Origin of the sequence: Rhizobium leguminosarum (assembly GCF_004123835.1) — a bacterium.
GTDB classification, from domain to species: domain Bacteria; phylum Pseudomonadota; class Alphaproteobacteria; order Rhizobiales; family Rhizobiaceae; genus Rhizobium; species Rhizobium leguminosarum_M.
Window position 1 is genome coordinate 1 of sequence record NZ_MZMU01000012.1, and the last position, 16,770, is coordinate 16,770.

At 61.4% G+C, this 16,770-nt stretch carries 15 protein-coding genes and 1 pseudogene; 4 read left to right on the forward strand and 12 right to left on the reverse strand.

What is annotated here, in order from left to right; translation table 11 throughout:
- A partial coding sequence (locus tag B5P46_RS16715; protein WP_164986507.1) for a transposase occupies positions 1-132 on the forward strand: 132 nt, incomplete at its 5' end.
- A gap of 187 nt (positions 133-319) precedes the next feature.
- Here the strand turns inward: B5P46_RS16715 and B5P46_RS16720 are convergent.
- From B5P46_RS16720 to puuD, 6 genes are all read right to left on the reverse strand, one after another.
- Positions 320-2,065, reverse strand: coding sequence for a flotillin family protein (locus B5P46_RS16720; protein WP_129419625.1), 1,746 nt, complete (start codon positions 2,063-2,065; stop codon positions 320-322).
- On the reverse strand, positions 2,062-2,709 hold the full coding sequence (locus tag B5P46_RS16725) for an OB-fold-containig protein (protein WP_129419626.1): 648 nt from the start codon (positions 2,707-2,709) through the stop codon (positions 2,062-2,064). Before B5P46_RS16725 ends, B5P46_RS16720 begins: the two co-directional genes overlap by 4 nt.
- Before the next feature lie 4 nt (positions 2,710-2,713).
- The gene (locus tag B5P46_RS16730) at positions 2,714-3,871 is read right to left on the reverse strand and encodes a PspA/IM30 family protein (RefSeq protein WP_129419627.1); all 1,158 of its coding nucleotides are present in this window, start codon (positions 3,869-3,871) and stop codon (positions 2,714-2,716) included.
- A gap of 132 nt (positions 3,872-4,003) precedes the next feature.
- Positions 4,004-5,146, reverse strand: a complete 1,143-nt coding sequence (locus tag B5P46_RS16735) for an alpha-hydroxy acid oxidase (RefSeq protein WP_129419628.1) — start codon at positions 5,144-5,146, stop codon at positions 4,004-4,006.
- 125 nt (positions 5,147-5,271) lie between these two features.
- A complete protein-coding gene (gene guaD, locus B5P46_RS16740; RefSeq protein ID WP_129419629.1) occupies positions 5,272-6,582 on the reverse strand; it encodes a guanine deaminase in 1,311 nt (436 codons plus the stop codon).
- Complete coding sequence (gene puuD, locus B5P46_RS16745; protein WP_129419630.1) at positions 6,579-7,817, reverse strand: urate hydroxylase PuuD; 1,239 nt, start codon at positions 7,815-7,817, stop codon at positions 6,579-6,581. Before puuD ends, guaD begins: the two co-directional genes overlap by 4 nt.
- A 113-nt stretch (positions 7,818-7,930) precedes the next feature.
- Between puuD and B5P46_RS16750 the strand changes: the two genes are divergently transcribed.
- Positions 7,931-8,617 carry a Type 1 glutamine amidotransferase-like domain-containing protein gene (locus B5P46_RS16750; protein ID WP_129419631.1) on the forward strand — a complete coding sequence of 229 codons (687 nt, stop codon included), beginning with the start codon at positions 7,931-7,933 and terminating at the stop codon, positions 8,615-8,617.
- Between the two features lie 163 nt (positions 8,618-8,780).
- Complete coding sequence (locus tag B5P46_RS16755; RefSeq protein ID WP_129419632.1) at positions 8,781-9,113, forward strand: hypothetical protein; 333 nt, start codon at positions 8,781-8,783, stop codon at positions 9,111-9,113.
- 88 nt (positions 9,114-9,201) lie between these two features.
- Here the strand turns inward: B5P46_RS16755 and gcvA are convergent, their stop codons facing one another.
- Entirely contained in the window at positions 9,202-10,098 is an 897-nt protein-coding gene (gene gcvA, locus B5P46_RS16760) for a transcriptional regulator GcvA (RefSeq protein ID WP_027664042.1), read from the reverse strand.
- 101 nt (positions 10,099-10,199) lie between these two features.
- Between gcvA and B5P46_RS16765 the strand changes: the two genes are divergently transcribed.
- Positions 10,200-10,391, forward strand: coding sequence for a hypothetical protein (locus tag B5P46_RS16765; RefSeq protein ID WP_129419633.1), 192 nt, complete (start codon positions 10,200-10,202; stop codon positions 10,389-10,391).
- Here B5P46_RS16765 and xdhC read toward each other — a convergent pair.
- From xdhC to B5P46_RS16795, 5 genes and pseudogenes are all read right to left on the reverse strand, one after another.
- Positions 10,367-11,182 carry a xanthine dehydrogenase accessory protein XdhC gene (gene xdhC, locus B5P46_RS16770; protein ID WP_129419634.1) on the reverse strand — a complete coding sequence of 272 codons (816 nt, stop codon included), beginning with the start codon at positions 11,180-11,182 and terminating at the stop codon, positions 10,367-10,369. The two genes, B5P46_RS16765 and xdhC, sit on opposite strands and share 25 nt — an antisense overlap.
- A 220-nt stretch (positions 11,183-11,402) precedes the next feature.
- Positions 11,403-11,813, reverse strand: a pseudogene (locus tag B5P46_RS16780) (endonuclease domain-containing protein); the annotation flags it as partial.
- 36 nt (positions 11,814-11,849) lie between these two features.
- Positions 11,850-14,192 carry a xanthine dehydrogenase molybdopterin binding subunit gene (xdhB, locus tag B5P46_RS16785; protein ID WP_129419637.1) on the reverse strand — a complete coding sequence of 781 codons (2,343 nt, stop codon included), beginning with the start codon at positions 14,190-14,192 and terminating at the stop codon, positions 11,850-11,852.
- 181 nt (positions 14,193-14,373) lie between these two features.
- A complete protein-coding gene (gene xdhA, locus B5P46_RS16790; RefSeq protein WP_129419638.1) occupies positions 14,374-15,840 on the reverse strand; it encodes a xanthine dehydrogenase small subunit in 1,467 nt (488 codons plus the stop codon).
- A gap of 29 nt (positions 15,841-15,869) precedes the next feature.
- Entirely contained in the window at positions 15,870-16,646 is a 777-nt protein-coding gene (locus B5P46_RS16795; RefSeq protein WP_129419639.1) for a 3-hydroxybutyrate dehydrogenase, read from the reverse strand.
- Between the last annotated feature and the right edge of the window lie 124 nt (positions 16,647-16,770).

The following is a 16,770-nucleotide window of genomic DNA, read 5'->3' on the forward strand; positions in this document are numbered from 1 at the left end:
CACCGAAAAGCCCATCTGCCAAACTGGACCCACATGTACAATTGGCATCGTCCTCATGGTAGCCTGAAATCAAAAACACCCATCGGTCGCCTCGGTCTCAACCGAGACAACCTGTTGAGGCTCCACATCTAGAGCGGTTCAGCTTTTCACAGAAGCGCAGAACCGCTCTAACCTTTTGTTTTCACGCAATTCCGGACGGAAAACCGCTTCGCACTTTTCCTGGAATTGCTCTAACTATTTAATTTAGAATAGGATTCAGATTTTAGGCCGAACCGGCCTAAAATCATCCTGTTCTAGCCCAGACTCGCTTGCGCGGCGATCAGTCCTTCTTTGGTGCCGGCTTCGGTGCCGGAGGGATGATCGTTTGTGTCGGGGCTACGGCCGGTGTTGCCGGCTTTGCCGGGACTGGCGGTCTTGCCGGTTTTGCGCCGTCGAGATTTCCAAGGAGGGATGAGATGGCATCGTCGCCTTCGAAGCCGGCTTCCTTCAGCAATTTGTCGAGGATCGGTTTGTTCGCCTGGTAGGAGAGGAGCTGGCCGGCCAGTCCTTCGCCGAGCCCGATGCCGTTTCCGCCGGCCGCACCGTTTCCGCGGCCGAGGATGCCGCCGGTGTCGAATATCCTGATATCGGAGATCTTCTCGATCGGCTTGACCGCCTCGGCGAGCGCCTGCGGTATGATGCGGATCCGTTCTCGGGTGATCTCGAACTCGATGATAGCAGAGCTCAACTTGTTGCGAGCGTCGTTGAGCAATGCCTCGCTCTCGGCCGCTGCCTTGCCGGTTTCGAGAATGCCTTTGGCCTTGATGATCGCCGCATCCGCCTCGGCGGTCGCAAGCGTCTTGATGGCCTCGGCCTGGTCGCTTGCTGCCTGTTTTTCGGCTTCAGCGCCAACCGTGACGGCGGTCGCTTCCGTCTCGGCTTTCTTGCGTGCGTCGATGACGGCAATCTGCTTTTCGCGTTCGGCAATCTCGATCGCCTTGGCGGTGCCAACCTTTTCTTCTGCCGCTATCGCCAGCGCGCGGGCCGTTTCCGCAGCCGCCTTCGCCTCGGATTCTTCACGGCTCTTGTTGGCAACGGCGATCGCGCTCTCCTGTGCCACGATCTGGAGGTCACGCTTGGCTTCGGTTTCGCGTTGCTGGACGGCGCGGGCGGCGTCGATGTTGGCGCTTTCGCGAGCCTGCTTGGCAGATGCCTCGCGTTCGGCGATCGCCTGTTCGGAAGCGATGCGGGCTTCTTCCTCGGCGCGTTTTGCGGCCTGCTCCTGCTGCGCGGTTTCGGCGCGTGTCGCTGCCGATTTGTTGGCGATGTCCCGTTCCTGGCTGAGTTCGGCCTCTCGCTTCGTCCGCTCGATGGTCAGCGATTGCTGGCGGGCCTCGAGATCCTTCTGGGCGATGGCGACTTCAGTGTCGCGAACAATCTCGTTTCGTTCCTTCTTGCGTCCCTCGGTGATGCGGGTCAATGCTGCAAGACCTTGCGCATCGAAGAAGTTGTTGGCGTTGAAATGCTTGATGTCGGTCTGGTCGAGGCGTGTCAGCGACACGGATTCGAGTTCGAGGCCGTTCGACTGGAGATCGGCGCCGACAGCTTCCTGCACGGCCTTGACGAAATCCATGCGCTGTTCCTGCAGCGCGTCGAGATTCATCGTCGCGGCCACTGAGCGAAGGCCGTCGACGAATTTCGCCTCGATCAGGATGCGGAGAGCCTCGGCGTCATTGGTGCGGTTGCCGAGTGTCTGAGCTGCAAGCGCAATCGAGGAGGCATCGGGTTTCACGCGCACATAGAATTCGGCGCCGATATCGACGCGCATACGGTCCTTGGTAATCAGTGCATCGCCTTCGCCGCGGCGAACCTCGAGGCGCAGTGTCTTCAGGTTAACCCGGGCAGTCGAATGGAAGATCGGCAGGACGACCGAACCGCCGTCGAGGACGACCTTCTGGCCGCCGAGACCAGTGCGCACATAGGCCTCATCGCGGCTGGAGCGCGTGTAAAGAGAGGCGAGGACAAAACCGATGCCGAAGATCAGAACAATACCAATGCCGGCTGGTAGAATAACGTCGTACATCATTGCTGCTCCCTCAAAGATTGATTGTCCGCATCGGCGGGGTCGACCGGCGCGGGAATGGCGATAAACACATTAGCCTTGTGATCGACGAGAAGAACCGAAGCGCCGATCGCGAGCGGACCTTCGCCCTTGGCGGCTCGGGCTCGAAGCACATGCCAGTTTCCATGCTGATCCTTGACGCGGACGCGGCCCGGCAGTCCCTGATCGAGCGGGCCGATCGACACCTCGGCTGTCCGGCCGAGCAAGGCGTCGAGATCGACGGCATAGGTTTCGTCGTGTGGTACGAGCCGCGCCACGGTTCTGCTCGATGCCCGGACCATGGGGATTGTTGCCAGGGCGACAGGAATGACGGCGATGAAGCTTGGCAGCGGCGCCCAGAAGGCGTTGGCGACCGCCTGCAAGGCAAAGCCCGTCATCGCGAAGAAGCCAAGCGTCAGCATCAGGAGAATCAACAGGGGAACACCGCCGAGATTGAGCCAGGAGAGGTAAGCCAGGACGCCGTCATGGCCATGAACCTCCGGCTTTCCCAGAAATTCCGTCATCGAAAAACCCATCACCATCGCGAGCATCTCGATCGCGGTCAGGCCGACAAGGATCGCTGCGGCGATGGCAAAGGGCGCACATTCAGGGGAGAAAAGGAGTGCCATCGTGTTATCGGTTATCCGCCTTGAAGCGCGCGAGCCGGGCTTCGATTGCCTGTTCGCGGTGCAGTCGGTCGAGTTCGTCCAATTCGGAACTGTGGCCATGCTCGCCGGCGGGAACTCCGGTCAGCCGCGAGACGGCTGCGGCAGCGCGGGCAGCATCTGCACCCGGTGCGGGCTGGCCGTGACCGGTCGCTGCTTGTTCGGGATGCCGGGCGATACTGCGCTTGAAATCGGCAAGGCGAGCGTCCGCCTCGCGGCGCGTGGCGAGCACGGCCTGCAAGGCTTTCTGGCCTTCGTCCACCTGTTCACTGGCATCGGCCAGCGCCTTATCGAGCGCTGCGATCTGGGATTCGAGATCGATCTGACGGGCGACGCCGGCCTTTGCCAGCTCATCCCGCCCGGAGGAGACGGCGAGACGGATCTTCTGGTCTAGCGCGTTCATGTCTTCGACGATTTCGTCCCTGCGGCTCTGGATGCGGTATTCCTCCGCACGCGCCTTGCCGAGATCGGTGCGGGCCTCATCAGCCGCCGCATCGATCTCGCGGACCGCCTGTTCGATGACGGCGATCTTGTTTACGCCTTCCGCCTTGTCGATCGCCGCATTCGCGATGCCCGCGATCAGGCGACCCATGCGTGAGAGAATGCCTTCGTTCGTCATGTTTTCCTCCATCCGAGCGGAATTCGGCGTAACGCCGATGTGAATCTCGTAGCGATCCTGGCCGGCAACGAGGTAGGCCGGAAAAATACTCTCCCATCCCCGTGAATAACCCGCGACATCGAAGGGCACGGCAACACGTCCGTGCACCGTGGCGATCGTCAGGTCCGAGGGGCCTTTGATGGCGAAGAGCTTGTCATCGAGCGGCAGATGCGGCGGATCGGCGGTCACGCCGCGATTGGCGGCGAAATCGCGAAGGCCGAGCGTGACCAGCCTTGCCGGCAAGCCCGTCTGCTCGCGGACGGTTTCATAGGCAAGGTCATGCAGCACGACGAGATTGGCGCCCGTCCTGTCGGAGACGAGGCCGGTCAGGATTTCGATCATCCTGAGATAGGCGGCTATGGTGTCGTCCAGCGCCTGCCGGGCACTGTCGTCAGGCGCCAGCGTGTAGCGCAGCAGCGATGGGTGCGGTGTCTTGCCTGTGGTAGCCATAGACAAAACATAAAGCACCGCTTTTGTGCTTTCAAGAGGTTGCGCTAAAAAGACAACCTAAGCTTAACGTGCAGTTAGTAGGAATGAGCAGCGTCCATTTTCGGGAATTGAGGGAACCGTGGTGGCGTCCGCCCGCCGCGGACTGCAGCTTTACTGCCGTCCGGCGATGATTGAGGAATTCACATCGTTGATGTCGCGCCTGCCGCAGAGCGCCATGGTGATATCCATCTCCTTGCGGATGATGTCGAGCGCCAGAGATACGCCTTCTTTGCCCATGGCGCCGAGACCATAAAGGAAGGGGCGGCCGATATAGGTACCCTTGGCGCCGAGCGCCACGGCCTTCAGCACGTCCTGCCCGGAGCGGATGCCGCCGTCGAGATGGACCTCGATGCGGTCGCCGACGGCATCGACGATCTTCGGCAGCATGCTGATCGAAGAGGGTGCGCCGTCAAGCTGACGGCCGCCGTGATTGGAGACGACGATCGCATCGGCGCCGGTGTCGGCGGCTGCCTTCGCATCCTCCGGATCGAGTATGCCCTTGATGATCAGCGGGCCGCCCCATTCTTCCTTGATCCAGGCGACATCCGTCCAGGACAGCCGCGGATCGAACTGCTCGTGCGTCCACGCGGAGAGCGAGGCGATATTGGTGACATTTTTCGCATGGCCGACAATATTGCCGAAGTTGCGGCGCTTGGTCTGCAGCATGTCCAGGCACCAGAAGGGCCGGGTCGCCATCTGCCAGACATGTTTCGGCGTGAATTTCGGCGGCGCCGACAGACCGTTGCGCAGGTCCTTGTGCCGCTGGCCGAGGATTTGCAGGTCAGCCGTCAGCACCAGCGCCGAGCATCGGGCGGCCTTGGCGCGATTGATAAGGTTGAAGACGAAATCCTTGTCCCTCATCACGTAGAGCTGGAACCAGAAGGGCCGTGTCGTCGCTGACGCCACGTCCTCGATCGAGCAGATGCTCATCGTCGAAAGCGTGAAGGGAACGCCGAATTCCTCGGCGGCGCGTGCCGCCAGCATCTCGCCGTCGGCATGCTGCATGCCGGTCAGGCCGGTTGGCGCCAGCGCCACCGGCATCGACACTTTCTGGCCGATCATCGTTGTTGCCAGCGTGCGGTTGGTCATATCGACCATCACCCGCTGGCGCAGCTTGATCTGGCTGAAATCGCTCTCGTTCGCCGCGTAAGTCGCTTCCGTCCAGGCGCCCGAATCCGCATAGTCGAAAAACATTTTCGGCACACGGCGCTGTGCGAGCTTTTTCAAGTCAGCGATGGTGAGAGGAGTGGCCATGAATTGAACCTTCACATCTGAATGCGGCCATCGGCCATAACATGAATTTGGCAGGAGCGTTACGGGAGAAATTGGGGCCGCGCCGGGCTGCCTTCACGGTCCGAATTCGAGAGTAACAGGGCGTGTCAGCAAAGCCCCGCCTTTGACGCAACGCCGGCCACATAGGTCTCGGCGATCGCCCGGTCGTCGCCCATCGTCTGCAGCAGGAAGAGTTCCTCAGGCAGCGTCTTCACGACTTCCATCTTCAGCGCCATGGCGGGTGTCGCCGTTGCATCGAGAACGACGAGATCGGCCTCGGTGCCGGGTTCCAGCGTGCCGATCCGGTCCGCCAGCGACAGGGCTTCGGCATTGCCGCGCGTCATCAGGTAATAGCTTTCCAGCGGGTTCAGCCGTTCGCCGAGCAGCTGCTGGATCTTGTAGGCTTCGTCCATCGTCCGCAGCATCGAATAGCTGGAACCGCCGCCGATATCGGTCGCCACGCCGATGCGAACCGGCTTTTCCCGCCGCGTCAGCGCCTTCAGCGGAAACAGGCCGGAGCCGAGGAAAAGGTTCGAGGTCGGGCAGTGGACGGCGACGGCGCCCGCCTCGCTCATCGCGTCGGCCTCGCGCTCGGACAGGTGTATGCAATGGCCGAAGAGGCTTTTCGGCCCGAGCAGGCCGTAGCGGGCATAGATGTCGGTATAGTCGATCGCGTCGGGATAGAGTTCGCAGGTGAATCTGATTTCGTCGTGATTTTCCGAAAGATGCGTCTGGATGTGCAGATCGGGAAATTCGCGGGCAAGGACTGATGTCGCTTCCATCTGCGCCGGTGTCGAGGTGATAGCGAAGCGTGGGGTGATGGCGACGTGGTTGCGGCCCTTGCCATGCCAGTCCGATATCACCTGGCGGGTCTCGTCATAGCCCATCTCGGGCGTGTCGAGCAGGCCCTGCGGGGCATTGCGGTCCATCATCACCTTGCCCCCGACCATGCGCATATTGCGCCTCATCGCCTCGGCGAAGAAGGCATCGGCCGAGGTCTTGTGCACGGAGCAATAGGCGACCGCCGTCGTCGTGCCGTGGCGGATCAACTCGTCGTAGAAATGCGTGGCGATCCTTTCGGCATGCGCGCTTTCGACGAAACGGCATTCCTCGGGAAAGGTATAGGTATTCAGCCATTCGAGCAGGTTGGCGGCGTAGGAGGCAATCACCTGCATCTGCGGAAAATGCAGGTGCATGTCGATGAAGCCGGGCATGATCAGATGTGGGCGGTGGTCAATCTCGGCCGTGTCCGCGGCTGCTTTTGCCTTGACGTCGGCATAGGGGCCGACTGCCGTGATCAGCCCATCTTCGACCAGCAGGCCGCCATCCTCCTCGTAAAGATAGCTTTGGCTGTCGGCGAGGCTTAACGGCGCGCGGTGAAAGGAAAGCAGGCGGCCGCGCAGGAGTGTCGTCGTCATTGTTTCTTGCCTTCGACTGCGCTCTCGAACCAGGCGACCAGCAGCTTGCGTTCGTCCGGCGTGATGTCAGTGATGTTGCCGGGCGGCATGGCATGGCTGCGGCCCGCCTGTATATAGATCTCGCGGGCATGGGCGGCGATTTCCGCGTCGTTTTCGAGCATCACGCCATTGGGCGGCCGCACGATACCCTCATAGACCGGCTCGGCCGCGTGGCACATGGAACAGCGCGTCGAGACCAGTTGCTTGACGGCGGGGAAATGCGGATCGCCGGCGAATTGCTGGAAGGCGGGCGCGACAGCCGCCGCATCGGTTTCGCCGGTCAGCAGCTTCGGCACAGTCGAAAGCCACATGATCAGGATGAAGAGAATGACGGTGACGATCCAGGTCCAGGTCGGCCGGCCCTTCCTGGCATGCGTGGTGTTGAACCAGTGGCGGATGGTGACGCCCATCAGGAAGACCAGAGCCGCGATCACCCAGTTGAACTGCGTACCGAAGGACAGTGGATAATGGTTCGACAGCATGAAGAAGATGACGGGCAGCGTCAGGTAGTTATTGTGTAGCGAACGCTGCTTGGCGACCTGCCCATATTTGGGATCGGGAACCCGTCCGGCGATGAGGTCGGCGACGACGATCTTCTGGTTGGGAATGATGATCATGAAGACGTTGGCCGACATGATCGTCGCGGTGAAGGCGCCGAGATGCAGGAAGGCGGCGCGGCCGGTGAAGAGCTGCGTATAGCCCCAGGCCATGAAGACGAGCACGACATAGAGCACCGCCATCAGTCCCCAGGTATTCCGCCCGAGCGGCGACTTGCAGAGCAGATCGTAGACGACCCAGCCGAGGGCAAGCGACCCCAGCGAGATCAGGATGGCGACGGGCGGGCTGATATCGAGCACGTGGCGATCGATCAGGAAGAGGTCGGCGCCGCCGTAATAGACGATGCACAGCATCAGGAAGCCTGATATCCAGGTGAAATAGCTCTCGTATTTGAACCAGGTCAGGTGCTCGGGCATCTGAGCGGGCGCCACCAGATATTTCTGGATATGATAGAAGCCGCCGCCATGGACCTGCCATTCCTCGCCATAGGCGCCGGGCGGCAGATGCGGGCGTTTCACCAATCCGAGATCGAGCGCGATGAAATAAAAGGACGATCCGATCCAGGCGATCGCGGTAATGACATGGAACCAGCGCGCCGCGAAGGCGAGCCATTCCCATGCTATGGCATATTCATACATCGAGTTCCCCTATCTTCCTCCGACTCGTGACATTGCGGAAATTTTGGCGGGGAGGGAAGAGGAGATTGAAGGACCACACGCTCAATCGCTGACGCGGCCAAAGGAGCAACGGAATGATCACCGCACTCTACAGCGATCAGTTCATCGCCGAAAACGCGCCGATGGACCGGCGGCTTGCCGCGCTGATTCTGTCGCGCGGTAACCGCATCGGCTATATCGCCTCCGGTCCGGAGCCGCAGCGGGAGTTTTTCAACGAGAAACGGCTGTATTATCTCAGCTACGGGCTTTCCCTCGATCTCTTCTTCGATCTCGACGCGCTTGCCGGCGACGAGGAGATCGGCCGGCTGTTTTCCTGTAGCGCCATTCATCTCACCGGCGGCCACACCGGCGATTTTCTGAGACGGCTGCGCCAAAGCGGCATGCTGGAGAAGCTACGCGCATGGGCGCGTGATGACGGTATCGTCGTCGGAACCAGCGCCGGGGCGATTTTGATGACGCCGACAATCGCCGTCGACGCGCTCTTTTCCGGCGGTTCGCCTGACGCGGTGCAGGACGGCGAGGCTCTTGATCTCCTGCCCTTCGAATTCGTCCCGCATCTGAACGGCGATTCCGGCTATTTCTCCGCGCTGCTGCGCTACAGCGAGACGACGGCAACCCCCATTCTCGCATGCCGGGACGGCGAAGGTCTCATCCTCGGCAACGGGCTCGTCGAGATCTTCGGCGCTCCGCTGACGATTTCCGGCGGTTTTGCCGAAGCTGCCGATCGCGGCCGCATCGTCGATCTGCTGTCGCGTGCCTAAAAGCTGCCGAGAAGGTTGTGCATTATCCCTGCCTTATACATGATCTGCTAATTCAGCAGACCTTGAACTGCGACGACTCGATTACAGTTATTTTGCAGGCCGCCGGAATAAAATAAGAACCGTTAGATCATCGGCGGCGCATTCATCAACGGAGAAGATGCCCATGCGCAGCATTCTGACGTGTGTGATGATTGCGTATGCGTCGTTGGCGATGGCTCACGACGCACCCTCGGGGTGGAGTTACGACCCCTATTGTTGCAACGGCAACAGTCATAACGGCGATTGCCAAATGATCCCTTCGAAAAGCGTGGCGGTAACGCCAGGCGGATATCGTGTGACGCTGGTGCCGGGCGACCACCGGCTGGTCACGCATGCTCATGTCTTCCTGCTGCCGATGACGAAGGCGATGCAATCCGGCGATAACGACTATCATCTCTGTCTGTTCCCGAACGAGGATACGCCGCGCTGTTTCTATGCGCCGGAAATGGGATTTTGAAGCTGAGCCACTGGACCGGACCCGGCTCACGAACCGGGTCCGGCATGTCGTTGTCCGAAAATGGCTGCACATTTTTAGGTGACATGCATCAATTTCCGGCTGCCTTCATCTCTTCGAGGATCCAGTTGCGGAAGGCCTTGATCTTGGGCACGTTGCGACGGTTTTCGGGGTAGACGAGCCAGTAGGCCTTGCCGTCGCTGCGGGTCAGTTCGAAGGGTTGATAGAGCCGTCCAAGCGCGATCTCGGCCGCATAGAAGGCAGGATGAAGGATGGCGACGCCATGGCCGGCGATCGCCGCATCGGCTTCCACCGCCTGAGAGCCGAGCTGGTTGCGCGGGCGCCGATCGAGATCCGTGTCTGTGACGCCGGCTGCCTCGAACCATTGTTTCCACCAGATGTCACCTGCGTCGAAGAGATCGAAGTTCAGGAGATCGCGCGGCTCCCTGATGCCGCCTGCTGCCTCCGCCAGCTTCGGGCTTAGCATCGGCGTGAACTCCAGGCCCATCAGCCGGTGCAGCGCCAGCCCCGGCCAGTTGCCGTCGCCCCAGCGGATGCCGACATCGATCTGCTCGCGGGCGAAGTCGATGATATCCGAACTCGCCTGAAAGCGCACCGCGATGGCCGGATGTTTCAAATGGAAGGAGCCAAGGCGCGGCGCCAGCCACTTCGAGGCGAAGGTATGGGTGGAACTAATGGCGAGCGTGCCTTCGACGCTGTCGCGGGCCGTTGCCATCGCGTCGTGCAGCATGGCGAAAGCTTCGGTCACCTTCGGCGCCAGCCGCTCGCCGGTGTCTGTCAGTGCGATCTGGCGGGGACGGCGCAGGAAGAGCGGCTCGCCGACATTCTCCTCCAGCAACTTGATCTGGTAGCTGACGGCGGTCTGCGTCATGCCGAGCTCGTCGCCCGCCTTGGTGAAACTTCCGAGCCGGGCAGCGGCTTCGAAGACGCGCAACGCATTCAGCGGGAATTGCTTCGACAGCTTCATGGATAAGTTCTCTTGATGCAGGCAGACGGTTGTTCGATTGGAATTGCAGCATTTTTACCGGCAAACTGCAACTCATACCATCAAACCATCGAGGTGATGTCATGGATTGCTATGCTATCGAACAGAGCCTGCCGCAGCCGACCATCGGAATTTTCCGGCGCATCGGCGGCCGGCTGGCGCGGATCTGGCGCATGCCCAGCCTCGATCTCGACACGGCGCCCGATCGCGTCAAGCGCGATCTCGGTTTCCTCGACGGACGCGATCCCTATTACGAAGACGAGCGCATGCGGTAGGCGCCAAGCGCCGTCAGGATCTCGGCGGCGGTCATGGCGGCGATCACTTCAGGGCGCTTGTCCCTGACCGCCGCGCCGCCGATCGGCAGCGTCAGCCGCTCCATCCAGCCGCGCTCGCCGCCGCCTTCACGGGAAAGCCAGCTGGCGAAGGTGGCGCGCTTGGTTGCCGAGCCGATCATGCCGACATAGGCGAGATCCGTTTTTTCCAGCGCTTCGCGGGCGATGAGGAAATCCAGCGCGTGGTCGTGCGTCAGGATGACGACCGCGCCCCCAGCCGGAATATCCTTCACCAGCGCTTCGGGCATCGGCATGAGCCGCGTCTTCGTCTCGGGCGGCAGGTTGGCGAGTTCCTCCTGTCGCGTCTCGACGACGGTCACCGACAGCGGCAGCGGCGCAAGGGCCGTTGCCAGCGCCCGGCCGACATGGCCAGCACCGAAGAGATAGACCTCCGGCAGACGCTTGATCTCACTGGTTAGCCTGGCCGCGATTTCTTCGGCAACCGCCGGCGTCACCCGGCGAAACCGCAATTGCGTGCGTCCGCCGCAGCACTGACCGATGTCAGGCCCGAGCGGGATATCCATCTCCGCCATCCCGCCGGTTCCCGCCAACATGTCCCGCGCATTCGCGATCGCCATGAACTCGAACTGCCCGCCGCCGATCGTGCCCCACAATGCGGTTTGCGATACCAGCATGAAGGTACCGGCCTCGCGCGGGGTCGAGCCTTGTGTGCCGATGATGTCGACGATTATGCAGTCTGGGTGGGCGATGAGGAAGCGGCGGATGTCGGTCATGGGATGGCCTCGCGCCCCTCGGAATATGCCGCGAAAACCCCCTCATCCGCCTGCCGGCACCTTCTCCCCGCTGGGGAGAAGAGGTATGTGGCAACGTCTTGCCCCCTAAAAGCGTCCGCAGTGGGAAGGATGCGCAATAGGCTTGCTCCCCTCTTCTCCCCAGCGGGGAGAAGGTGGCCCGAAGGGTCGGATGAGGGGGCCTGGTTCAAGCGCATTACTTTTATAAACTCTCCGTACGAACGATCGCAGGATAGAAACGAAGGGTATCATCCCTCTCGAATATCTGCCCCTCAAGTGCTGCTAAAATCGTCTCCAAAACCGCACGTCTTTCTCGTGTGATCTCATGGTTCCAGAAACGCAGCAGCGCGTAACCATTGCCGTTCAGCCATTGTGTCCGGATACTATCAAGGGGATTGGCTGCATGCTGAAAACCATCAATCTCGACAACCAATCGCTGCTCCCGGCATAAAAAATCGGCAACGTAAGCCCCGAGCGGAACTTGCCGTGCAAATTTGTATCCGTTCAGCTGCCGATTGCGTAGTTCGCCCCAAAGCCGATATTCCTCCTCGGTTTCGTTTCGGCGAAGCCTGCGTGCCTGGCCGGTCTTGCCAGGCCGCCTTTTCGTGATATCGGCTTCATCTTGCTGAGACGTGTGGGTCCCGCGTCGTCATGCCCGAGCCTTCATCCGCTCGACCGCCATCAGCACCCGTTCCGGCGTCGCAGGGGCGTCGAGCCTCGGGCAGACCTTGTAGTTGGCGACGCTTGCCACGGCCATCGACAGCGCTTCCAGCACCGAGATCGCCAGCATCAAGGGTGGCTCGCCGACGGCCTTGGAGCGGCCGATGGTGGCCTCAGTGTTCTCGGACCATTCGGCAAGGCGCACGTTGAAGATCTTCGGACGGTCGGAGGCGAGCGGGATCTTGTAGGTCGAGGGAGCATGGGTGCGCAGTCGGCCCTTTTCGTCCCACCAGAGTTCTTCCGTCGTCAGCCAGCCCAGTCCCTGCACGAAGGCGCCTTCGACCTGGCCCATATCGATCGCCGGATTCAGCGAGCGGCCGACATCGTGGAGGATGTCGGTGCGGTCGATCAGATATTCGCCGGTCAGTGTGTCGATCGACACCTCGGTGCAGGAGGCGCCGTAGGCGAAATAATAGAAGGGCGTGCCGCGGCCGGCTTTGCGGTCCCAGTGGATCTTCGGCGTCTTGTAGAAGCCGGCGGCGGAAAGCTGGACGCGGGCGAAATAGGCCTGCTTGATGAAATCGGGGAAGGGGATCTCGATCTCGCCGACGCGCACGCGGTTCGGCAGGAAGACGACGTCGGCAGGTCCAACATCCCATTTCTCGGCGGCAAAGGCGACAAGCCGTTCCTTGATCTGGCGAGCGGCGTCATAGGCTGCCATGCCATTCAAGTCCGAGCCGGAGGAGGCGGCGGTGGCCGAGGTGTTCGGTACCTTGGCCGTCGTCGTCGCGGTGATCTTCACCCTGTCGATATCGACCTGGAAGCTGTCGGCCAGCACCTGCGCCACCTTGGTATAGAGGCCCTGGCCCATTTCGGTGCCGCCATGGTTCAGGTGGATCGAGCCGTCCTGATAGATGTGCACGAGGGCGCCTGCCTGATTGAAGGCGGTCATGGTGAAGGAGATGCCGAATTTCACCGGCGTCAGCGCGATGCCCTTTCTTATGTAGCGGCTGTCGCGGTTGAAGGCGATGATGGCGTTGCGCCGCGCCCGGTATTCGGCCGTTTCCTCCAGCTCCTCGACGATGCGGGCGATGATATTGTCCTCAACCTCCTGATGATAGGGGGTGAGTGTGCGCTCCGAACCCGGCTGGCCGTAGAAATTCAGTTTGCGGACATCGAGCGGATCCTTGCCGACGGCATAGGCGATCTCCTCGATGAAGCGTTCGGCGCCGAGCATGCCCTGCGGTCCGCCGAAGCCGCGAAAGGCGGTGTTGGAGACAGTGTGCGTCTTCAGCGGCTTCGAGGTCAAATGCACATGCGGATAGAAATAGCTGGAATCGGCATGGAAGAGGGCACGATCGGTTACCGGTCCCGAGAGGTCGGAGGAGAAACCGCAGCGCGCCGCATAGGTGGCGTCTACCGCATGGATGCGGCCTTCGGCGTCGAAGCCGAGTTCGTAATCGACGAGGAAATCGTGGCGCTTGCCGGTGGCACTCATGTCCTCGTCGCGGTCCGGGCGGAATTTGATCGCGCGGCCGAGTTTCTTGGCGGCGATGGCGGCGAGCGCTGCGAACTGATTGCCCTGCGTTTCCTTGCCGCCGAAGCCGCCGCCCATGCGGCGCACGTTGACGGTCACGGCGTTCGAGGGGATATCGAGCACGTGGCCGACGATGTGCTGGATCTCGCTCGGGTGCTGCGTCGAGGACCAGACGGTGACCTCGTCATCCTCGCCGGGGATCGCCACGGCGATATGGCCTTCGAGGTAGAAATGCTCCTGCCCGCCGATGCGCATCTGACCTTTCAGACGTATGGCGGCATTGGTCATTTCCGTGTCCGGCTCGCCGCGCCGCAGCGTCATCGGGGTGATGACGAGCGGACTGCCATTGGCGAGCGCGCCGTCGATATCACTCCAATGCGGCAGGTCGCGATAGTCGATCTTTGCCAGCAGCGCGGCGCGGCGGGCGGCATCACGCGTCTCGGCGATGACGGCAAAGATCGGCTGGCCATGAAACTGAACTAAAGTTTCAGCCAGCAGCGGCTCGTCATGGCTGCCGTTGGAACTGACGTCGTTGATACCGGGCACGTCCTTGCCGGTAAAGACCCAGACGACGCCGGGATAGGCGGCGACCGCGGAAAGGTCGATGCTGAGGATTTCGGCATGCGCCCGGTCGGAGAGGCCGAGGGCGCCATGCAGCAGACCTGCGGGTTCGGGAATATCGTCGATATAATCAGCGGTTCCGGTGACATGCTTATGCGCTGAATCATGCCGCAGCGAGCCGTGCATCGGGCCTGATATGATAAGCTTGCGGTCTTCGAAGGTGGACTTGTCCATTAGATACCTCCTTCGCGAGGACGTGTGGTGCCGTGCGGCCCCCTCATCCGCCCTTCGGGCACCTTCTCCCCGAGGGGAGAAGGGGGAAAAGAGACGGCGCGGCAGTCCCCTCTCCCCAGCGGGGAGAAGGTGGCGGCAGCCGGATGAGGGGGGTGGCTTGCGCTGACATGTATCATCTCCGTCACGCCACCTCCTCAAACCGCTTCAGCTCCGCCGGCGCTCCAACCGTTTCCAGATAGAACCGCGTCAACAGGTTCTTCGCCGTCAGCTGGCGGTATTCCGCCGTGGCGCGCCAGTCGGTCAGCGGCTGGTAGTCGGCGTCGAAGGCGGACCGGGTCGCCTCGATCGTCGCTTCCGTCCATGGTTTGCCCATCAGTTCGGCCTCGACCGTGCGGGCGCGTTTCGGCGTTGCCGCCATGCCGCCGAAGGCGATGCGGATGTCGGTGACGATTTCTGCCTCGTCGAGCGTCAGCAGGAAGGCGCCGAGCACGGCAGTGATGTCCTCGTCGCGGCGCTTAGTGATCTTGTAGGCGGCAAAGCGGCTGGTTGCTGCCGGATAGGGCACGAAGACGCTCTCGACGAATTCACCGGGCTTCCGATCCTGTTTGCCATAGGCGATGAAGAAATCCTCGAGCGGCATTCTGCGCTGGCCTTCCAGGGACCGCAGCGTCAGCGTCGCGCCGAGCGCGATCAGTGGCGGCGGGCTGTCGCCGATCGGCGAGCCGTTGGCGATGTTGCCGCCGATCGTGCCCATGTTGCGCACCTGCTCGCCGCCGACGCGATCGATCAACCGGCCGAGCGCCGGGATTTTCTGAGAGATTGCTTCGAACGCCTTGGTGTAGCTGACGCCGGCGCTGATGGTGACGCCGTCTTCGCCTTCTCTGACCGACTGCAACTCGCTCAAATGATTGATGAAGACGACCGGGCTCAGCCTGCGCATCTGCTTCGTCACCCAGAGGCCGACATCCGTCGCGCCGGCGACGATGATCGCGTCGGGTTCCTGCGAGAGAACTTCGGCCAGTGCCTGGATCGAAGCCGGTACGATCAGCCGGTCTTCGCCATTCGCAATCCTGATCGTGCCACTCGCCTGCATTGCCCAAAGCCGCGCGACGATTTCAGAGCGTGTCCGTTCAAGAGGGTCGAAGAGCGTGCTCGGCCGCATCAGGCTCACCTGCTCGGCGGCCTTGACGATCGGTTCATATCCCGTGCAGCGACAGAGATTGCCTTGCAGCGCCTTTTCGATTTCCTGACGGCTGGGCTTTTCCTTGGCGAGCCAGAGGCCGTAAAGCGACATGACGAAGCCCGGGGTGCAGAAGCCGCATTGCGAGCCATGACAATCGACCAATGCCTGCTGCACCGGATGCAGCGCGCCGTCCCTGCCGGCCAGATGCTCGACCGTTACGACATGGGTGGCGTGCAGCGAGCCCATGAAACGGATGCAGGCATTGACGGATTCATAGGCGAGCTTGCCGTCCGCCAGCCGGCCAACGAGTACGGTGCAGGCGCCGCAATCGCCCTCCGCGCATCCTTCCTTGGTGCCCGTCAGCCGTCGCTTCAACCGCAGAAAATCGAGAAGCGTCTCGGTTGGCCTGACATCGGTAAGCGTGATGTCCTCGCCATTCAGGATGAAGCGGATGCTGTCGTTCATGATGTTCCTGTTGTTGTTTTTCCAAATGGTTAAGCCGCCGTCCAGCCACCGTCAATCGAGATATGCGTTCCGGTCACCTGCCGGGCCGCATCGCTGGCGAGATAGAGCGACAGTGCGCCGATTTCCTCGGCCTTGACGAATTCATGTGTCGGCTGCGCCTTGAGGATGACCTCGCTCTTCACCTGTTCCTCGGTCATGCCGCGCGCCTTGGCGGTATCCGGTATCTGCTTCTCGACGAGCGGTGTCAGCACGTAGCCGGGGCAGATGGCGTTCACGGTCACGCCGAATTCGGCAAGCTCCAGCGCTGCCGTCTTCGTCAGGCCCAATATACCATGTTTTGCCGCGACATAGGCGGATTTGAACGGGGAGGCGACGAGCCCGTGGGCCGAGGCGATGTTGATGATGCGGCCGTATTTTTTCGCCTTCATCAGCGGGATCGCGGCGCGCATGGTATGAAAGGAACTCGACAGATTGATCGCGATGATCTGGTCCCATTTCTCGATCGGGAAATCCTCGATCTTCTCGACGTGCTGGATGCCGGCATTGTTGACCAGGACATCGACGCCGCCGAAGGTCTTGGCTGCCGTTTCGATCAGATCGGCGATCTCGGCGGGCTTCGTCATGTCGGCCGGATGATGGAGCGCCCGGCCTTTTGACAATGATTCAAGCCGTTCGACGATCGCCTTGATTTCATCGGCCTTTCCGAAACCGTTGATGACGATGTTGTCACCGGTTTCGGCGAAGGCAGTGGCGATCGCAAGGCCGATGCCGCTGGTGGAACCGGTGACGACGACTGTTCTACTCATGCTGTTCTCCCTGAAATCGCGATGCTGCGTTGCAGCGTTAGCTGCGAAGTTATGCCCAAAGCCGTCGGGCTGGCAATTCCGCTTTATTCGCTTTTCTCGCCCGCATCCGTGTCCTATTGATTTG